This is a genomic window from Planktothrix sp. (genome assembly GCF_046067725.1).
Taxonomy (GTDB): domain Bacteria; phylum Cyanobacteriota; class Cyanobacteriia; order Cyanobacteriales; family Microcoleaceae; genus Planktothrix.
In genome coordinates this window covers 1-6,422 of record NZ_JBJUDF010000094.1, presented here as the reverse complement: position 1 = coordinate 6,422, position 6,422 = coordinate 1, and the positions used below count along the sequence as shown (strand labels likewise).

Annotated in this window: 5 protein-coding genes; all 5 read left to right on the top strand. The window is 38.9% G+C overall.

Annotation, left to right across the window (positions count from 1 at the left end; translation table 11 throughout):
• The first annotated feature begins 135 nt into the window (after positions 1-135).
• Complete coding sequence (locus tag ACKPEB_RS05440; RefSeq protein WP_408963818.1) at positions 136-960, top strand: 2OG-Fe(II) oxygenase; 825 nt, start codon at positions 136-138, stop codon at positions 958-960.
• A gap of 61 nt (positions 961-1,021) precedes the next feature.
• A complete protein-coding gene (locus tag ACKPEB_RS05435) occupies positions 1,022-2,713 on the top strand; it encodes an O-antigen ligase domain-containing protein (RefSeq protein ID WP_408963817.1) in 1,692 nt (563 codons plus the stop codon).
• A 52-nt stretch (positions 2,714-2,765) separates the two neighbouring features.
• Complete coding sequence (locus ACKPEB_RS05430; RefSeq protein WP_408963816.1) at positions 2,766-4,520, top strand: cellulose-binding protein; 1,755 nt, start codon at positions 2,766-2,768, stop codon at positions 4,518-4,520.
• 76 nt (positions 4,521-4,596) lie between these two features.
• Entirely contained in the window at positions 4,597-5,661 is a 1,065-nt protein-coding gene (locus ACKPEB_RS05425; protein WP_408963815.1) for a glycosyltransferase, read from the top strand.
• A gap of 26 nt (positions 5,662-5,687) precedes the next feature.
• Positions 5,688-6,422 (top strand): glycosyltransferase family 2 protein (locus tag ACKPEB_RS05420; RefSeq protein ID WP_408963814.1); only part of this gene is annotated, 735 nt, incomplete at its 3' end.

Genomic DNA, 6,422 nt, shown 5'->3' with positions numbered 1-6,422 from the left:
GTCCAGAAACTCGCCAAATGTTATTAGAAAAATATCGTGAACCCAATCATAAACTTGCTGAGTTTTTAAATTGGGACTTGTCTTCTTGGAACTGCTAAATGTTACGATTGATCCCTCAAGACTTAGGAGAAAAAAATGACTCAAACTTTAAGCTTTTGTTTAGACTATGATTATTTAAACGATCTAGCCGAAAAAAATTGCCCATCCTACGCTCAAGCACAACCCTTTCCCCATATTGTGATGGATAATTTTCTGCCGGAAGGGGTTTTAGAGCAAATTTTACAAGAATTTCCCAAACCCGGAGAAATCAATTGGCAAAAATTTGATGCAGCCGCCGAAAAAAAATTAGCCTCGACTTCCGAATTACAGATGGGTGAAGCCACTCGTTTTCTGCTGTATCAATTAAATTCTTCTATGTTTGTGAGATTTTTAGAAAAACTCACAGGAATTTCAGGAATTATTCCCGACCCCCACTTTCAAGGAGGTGGACTACACCAAATTGAAAAAGGGGGATTCTTAAAAATGCACGTTGACTTTAATAAACATAAAGATTTAGGTTTAGATCGGCGCTTAAATTTGCTGATCTACTTAAATAAAGATTGGCAAGAAGAATATGGCGGACACTTTGAACTGTGGGATCGGGATATGACCCACTGTGTTAAAAAAGTTCTCCCTATTTTTAATCGTTGTGTCGTCTTCAGTACCTCAGACTTTTCTTATCATGGACATCCCGATCCCTTAACTTGTCCAGAAGGACGAACCCGAAAATCTTTGGCTCTCTATTATTACTCCAACGGTCGTCCTGCTGAAGAAGTATCTAACGCTCACTCTACGGTCTTTCTAGCCAGACCTGGAGATAATTTAAACTCAAAATCTAGTTCTGTTCCCCTAAAAACCGTAGTAAAGAAATTCATTCCACCGATTATTTTTGAGATTCGTCAAGCGATGAAGAAGAAGTAGAAATCCGAATTGGGAAAAGCATCCACACCCGAATGAATACCGGAAATCCTCCTCCCCCTTTATGACACCTCAAGCACAACTGGCTTTATTGATTTTGCTTCCGATTATCCTGCTATTGTTTCAACGGCTTCCAACAAACAGAGCAGTGGTGATCGGTTTTGTAGTGGCGTGGCTATTTCTTCCCCAGCGTACCCAATTTGCCTTTCCAGGTCTTCCTGATTATGATCGCACCTCAGCCACCAGTTATAGCATCATGCTGGCGACCTATCTTTATCAACCCCAAACCTTTCGTACCTTTAAATTTGGGTGGCTGGATATCCCCATGTTGATGTGGTGTATTGCTCCTTTTTTCTCATCAATCACCAATGGTTTAGGTGCTTATGATGGGGTTTCGACCGCTCTTGACCAAACCATTCAGTATGGTATTCCTTACTTTTTAGGCCGCTTATATCTCAATAATTTTAAAGGGCTTCAGGAATTAGCAATCGGTATTTTTATTGGAGGTGTGGTTTATGCGCCCTTGTGCTTATTAGAAAGTGTAATTAGCCCCCAACTCCATCGAATGGTCTACGGCTATCATGGTATTAATCAGTTCTTACAATCCTATCGCTTAGGAGGATATCGACCCAATGTATTTATGAAACATGGTTTAAGCGCGGGGATGTGGATGATGGCTACAGTATTAATTGCTCTGTGGCTTTGGCAATCAGGAACCTTAAAAAAATTCTTGAATATTCCCATGAATCTTTGGTTTATTGGGTTATATATGACTCATATTTTAGTTCGCTCCACAGGTGCTTATATTTATATGTTCTATGGAGTAATTATTTTATTCTGTGCTAAATTCCTTCGCACTGCGCTTCCCAAAGTGTTGTTAATTTTGTTATTATCCTCCTATCTCTACCTCGGTGCAACGGGAAACTTTACGGGAGAGCAAGCGGATAAAATTGTTCAGATTGCTAGTGATTTAACTAGCCCTGATCGAGCACAGTCTTTAGGATTCAGATTTGAGAATGAAGAAATCTTAGTCGAAAAAGCCCTAGAACGAAAGTGGTTTGGTTGGGGAGGATGGGGCAGAAATCGAGTTTATGCCTATGATCCCTGGAAAGATGACGTAGTAGATATTTCCGTCACCGATAGTTTGTGGATTATTGCCTATGGGATGAATGGCTTTTTCGGGCTCTTCGGTGTTTTCGGAGCTTCCTTGCTTCCGCCTCTGACCTTTGCATTGTTCCGATATCCGGCTAAAACCTGGTTTCGTCCTGAAATTGCTGGGGCGGCGGTTATGAGTGTCGTCATTGTTTTATATGTGTTAGATAATTTGTTAAATGATCAGTATAATCCTGTTTTTACCTTAGCAAGTGGAGCTTTAGCCGGGTTAGTCATGAACCCTAATCCCGAAGAATTGGATTCCTCCACTCCTGTTTGTAGCAACACCATTGATCCTGATCCGATACTCCATCCCCAAAATCTATCTCAACCGCTTCCAATTTCTGCCCAAACGGTTCAGCCTTTATTGAAATTAAATCGTCAAAAATCCAGACCGATTTTGATTTCTGCCAAAACTGTTGATTTGATTCCTAAAGTCAAGCGTCGAAAATCCAGACCGATTCCTATTTTCAGCAAAACTCCTCAGCCTTTAGTAAAATTGAATCGCAGAAAATCCAGACCGATTCCGATTTCTTCTAAACAAAGTTCTAGTATTTCTCAGCTATATTACAAAAAAAATCAACCTGAATCATCAACAGAATAACTCATTATAAATTCATAATTTAAATATTAACAAACCTTGGGGTAAAAGTCTGATGCGAAACTCAATTTTCTCTAAATTATATTCAAAAAAAATTTTTCTCTTCTCCTTCCTATTTTTAATAGGAATCGGAATCACTGTATCTGAAATCATCGATAGCTCTCAGGATCGGATAAAAGGAGCTACCCTAAGCCAAACTCAACCCAATGATCAATCTCCTTTAGGAATTAATTTGAATGGTTTAGGGAGTGCATCAACTCAATTTCCATTTATTGACTATTTTAAACGTGCTCACCCTTGGTTCACCAGTTGTCAAAGCCAGAAAACCTCCGACTGTCGAGGAGTTTGGGATACAAAAGAAGCTGAGAAATTAGATTTAGATGAACAAGGTTGGGTGAAATCCTTACCCAAGCCAGAAGATCCCCCACGCTATACTCAAGCGGCAACGACTTTATTTAAAGATATTCCTAAAGATATCCCTATCTCTGGACAATATATTGTTCTATATGATGGGGAAGGAACCCTAGACTATGGTTTAGCAGCCAAAAAGGATTCTACCCTTTCTAAACCAGGACGAGATGTAATTACCATTGATTTATCGAAGAGCAATGGAGCATCAGTTATAATTTCTGAAACCGACCCCAATCAAACAGGAAATTATATTCGCAATATTCGAGTGATTAAACAAGAAGATGAAGCGCGATATCAAAACGGTGAACAGTTTAATCCGATCTTTTTAGAGAAGATTAAAAAGTTTAGAAGTTTGCGGTTTATGGATTGGATGCAAACCAATCATTCTTCCCAAAAAGAGTGGAAAAATAGACCCACCCCGGCTGACGCAACCTATCGACGCTCAGGGGTTCCTTTAGAAGTAATGATCACTCTATCAAATCAAATTTACGCTGAACCTTGGTTTAATATTCCTCATCAAGCAACGGATGAATATATCCGAAATTTTGCTGCAATGGTTAAAGCAGAATTAAATCCTAATTTGAAGGTTTATGTAGAGTTTTCTAATGAAGTTTGGAATTGGAATTTTAAACAAACTCGTTATGCTTTAGAACAAGGTCAAGCGCGATGGGGGAAAGATAAACAAGATGCTTTTCGTCAGTGGTATGGAATGCGAACGGCTCAAATGTGTGAGATTTGGAAAAGGGAATTTGGAAATCAAGCCAATCGGGTTATTTGTGTGATTTCTACACAAACGAATTCAGGAGGAGCCGAATCAAAAATTTTAGATTGTCCCTATTGGGTGAACGAAGGAAATAAACCTTGTTATCAGGGGATGGATGCCTATGCAATCGCGGGTTATTTTAGTGGTTCTTTAGGAGATTTAAAGAATAGTAGTACCGTTGAATCTTGGCTCAATCAGGGAGAGACCGGAATTAATCAAGCATTTCAACAATTAAACAAAGGTGGATTACTTCCCAAGGATAAAGATAACTTAATTGATAATTACGAAACCTTTTTATATCATGCTAAAGTTGCTAAAGCCAAAGGGTTACAATTAGTGGCTTATGAAGGAGGACAACATCTAGTAGCTCATCGAAAAGATCCCAACAAAGAGGAAGTCACAGATTTTTTGATTCAACTGAATCGTTCTCCTCAAATGTACAATACCTATCTGCAACTTTTAGAAGATTGGAAACAAGCTGAAGGAACTGTATTTATGCACTTTACTGATATCTCTATTCCTACAAAATATGGAAGTTGGGGGGCTTTAGAATCGGTCTATCAACCGACTTCACCTAAATATAAAGCACTAGAGGATTTTATTGATCAAAATCCTTGTTGGTGGGAAGGATGTTGATCCATGACCTTCTAGGGATTGAGGAATCTGGTATAAAATTAATGTCAATTACAAAAGTTAACAACAGCAAAAATTCATGATCAAAGCTTTAATTATTGGTTCCAATCGAGATAGTATTGTTAAAGCCCAGTGTGAGCCTTTTACCTATTCTCGAAAACAACTGGTTCAGCAACTGAATCTCAAAGTTCAATATTTTCCCGCCCAGACCTTTACTGATATTGCTCAAGTTTGTAAACAGCATGAATCAGAAATTGTATTTTTACTTCCCTACTGGCGAGAAAATCCCCTAGAAGCCGAACAAATTATGAAATCAATTCGAGAAGATCACCCCCATCGAAAACTGATCTTGATTGATCCCTTTGCTCAAGCCAGCACTAAATATTTTAATCTCTTACCTTATGTTGATCGCTTTCTCAAACGACAACGTTATAAAAATATTGAGGACTACAAACAACACTATATTGGCGGTTCTCAATTTACCGATTTTGTCGCTCGAAAATGGAACTATAATTTTGAAGGATGGTATGTTGGTTCTGATGTTCCTTCCGGCTATGAACATCGGATTCAATTGGGATGGAGTTTAGGAACAGCTAAACGCTTTAAAAAAGCCTTATTTCAACCTCAATTTAACTGGTTTCGACCCAAGAAAACCCTTGATATTTTTTGCCGTTTATCGTTAGGTTCACCAACAAAAAAAGAATGGTATTATGAATACCGACAAGCCGCCGTTGATGCGTTGCTTCCCTTAGCTTCAGATTACAAAATAGCAGCCAGTGGTGGTTTTGTGGGGAGTAGTTTGGTTCCCCAGCGCCAATATCTTCAAGAAATTAAATCAAGTCGGATTGTTTTTAGTCCCTTTGGATGGGGAGAAAGCTGTTGGCGAGATTTTGAAGCGATCTGTTATAATTGTTTATTAGTTAAACCGTCTATGGCGCATTTAGACATTCACCCCAATTTATTTATCGAAGGGGAAACCTATGTTCCTGTTGCATGGGATTTTTCAGATTTAACAGAAAAATGTCAATACTATTTAGATAATCCCCAGGAAGCCAATCGCATTATTAAGAATGCCAGACAAGCTTATGAAAACTATTTTAAAAATCATGAATTTGTCAATTTAATTCAGCAGTTAATGGTTTAAAGTTGATGGAGCCAATTATGGAGGAAATGCCAGTTAACAATCCAAGTTCTGTTGAGAGGTTTCGGTTAGCCATTATTATTCTCAATTATCGAACTCCTCAGTTAGTAATCGATTGTTTAAAATCCCTAGAAAATCAAGTGGAAGTCGGACAGGATCAAGTCATTGTCGTTGATAATGCTTCTGGAGATGATTCTGTTGAACGCTTGCAACAAACTATTACAGATCATCAATGGTTTTCCTGGGTTAAACTGTTACCATCGGCGGTGAATGGCGGCTTTTCGGCGGGAAATAATTTAGGGATGAAAGCGGTTGAAGCCGAAGCATATTTATTACTTAATAGTGATACCATTGTTCGACCGAATGCAATATCATGTTTACTTGAAGCTTGGAAAACCCATCCTCAAGTCGGACTGATTAGTCCCCGTTTAGAATGGCCAGATGGAACCCCACAAATTAGTTGTTTCCGTTACCATTCTCCCATGAGTCAATTGATTGATGCAGCTGCTACCGGACTCATTACAAAACTCTTACAAAACTATGATGTTCCCATCGCAGTTTCTAACCTCCCGTTTGAACCGCAATGGACAAGTTTTGCTTGTGTTTTAGTTCGTCGGGAGGTTATTGAAGACATTGGCTTTATGGATGAAGGCTATTTCATGTATTTTGATGATGTGGATTATTGTCGCCGCGTTCATCAAGCAGGTTGGCAAATTCTCCATTGGCCAGAAGCCAGAGTGGTGCATTTACGGGGAGGAAGTAGT

Coding starts and splice junctions, on each gene's coding strand:
- ACKPEB_RS05440 (WP_408963818.1), top strand. CDS start 136: ATGACTCAAACTTTAAGCTTTTGTTTAGACTATGATTATTTAAACGAT.
- ACKPEB_RS05435 (WP_408963817.1), top strand. CDS start 1,022: ATGACACCTCAAGCACAACTGGCTTTATTGATTTTGCTTCCGATTATC.
- ACKPEB_RS05430 (WP_408963816.1), top strand. CDS start 2,766: ATGCGAAACTCAATTTTCTCTAAATTATATTCAAAAAAAATTTTTCTC.
- ACKPEB_RS05425 (WP_408963815.1), top strand. CDS start 4,597: ATGATCAAAGCTTTAATTATTGGTTCCAATCGAGATAGTATTGTTAAA.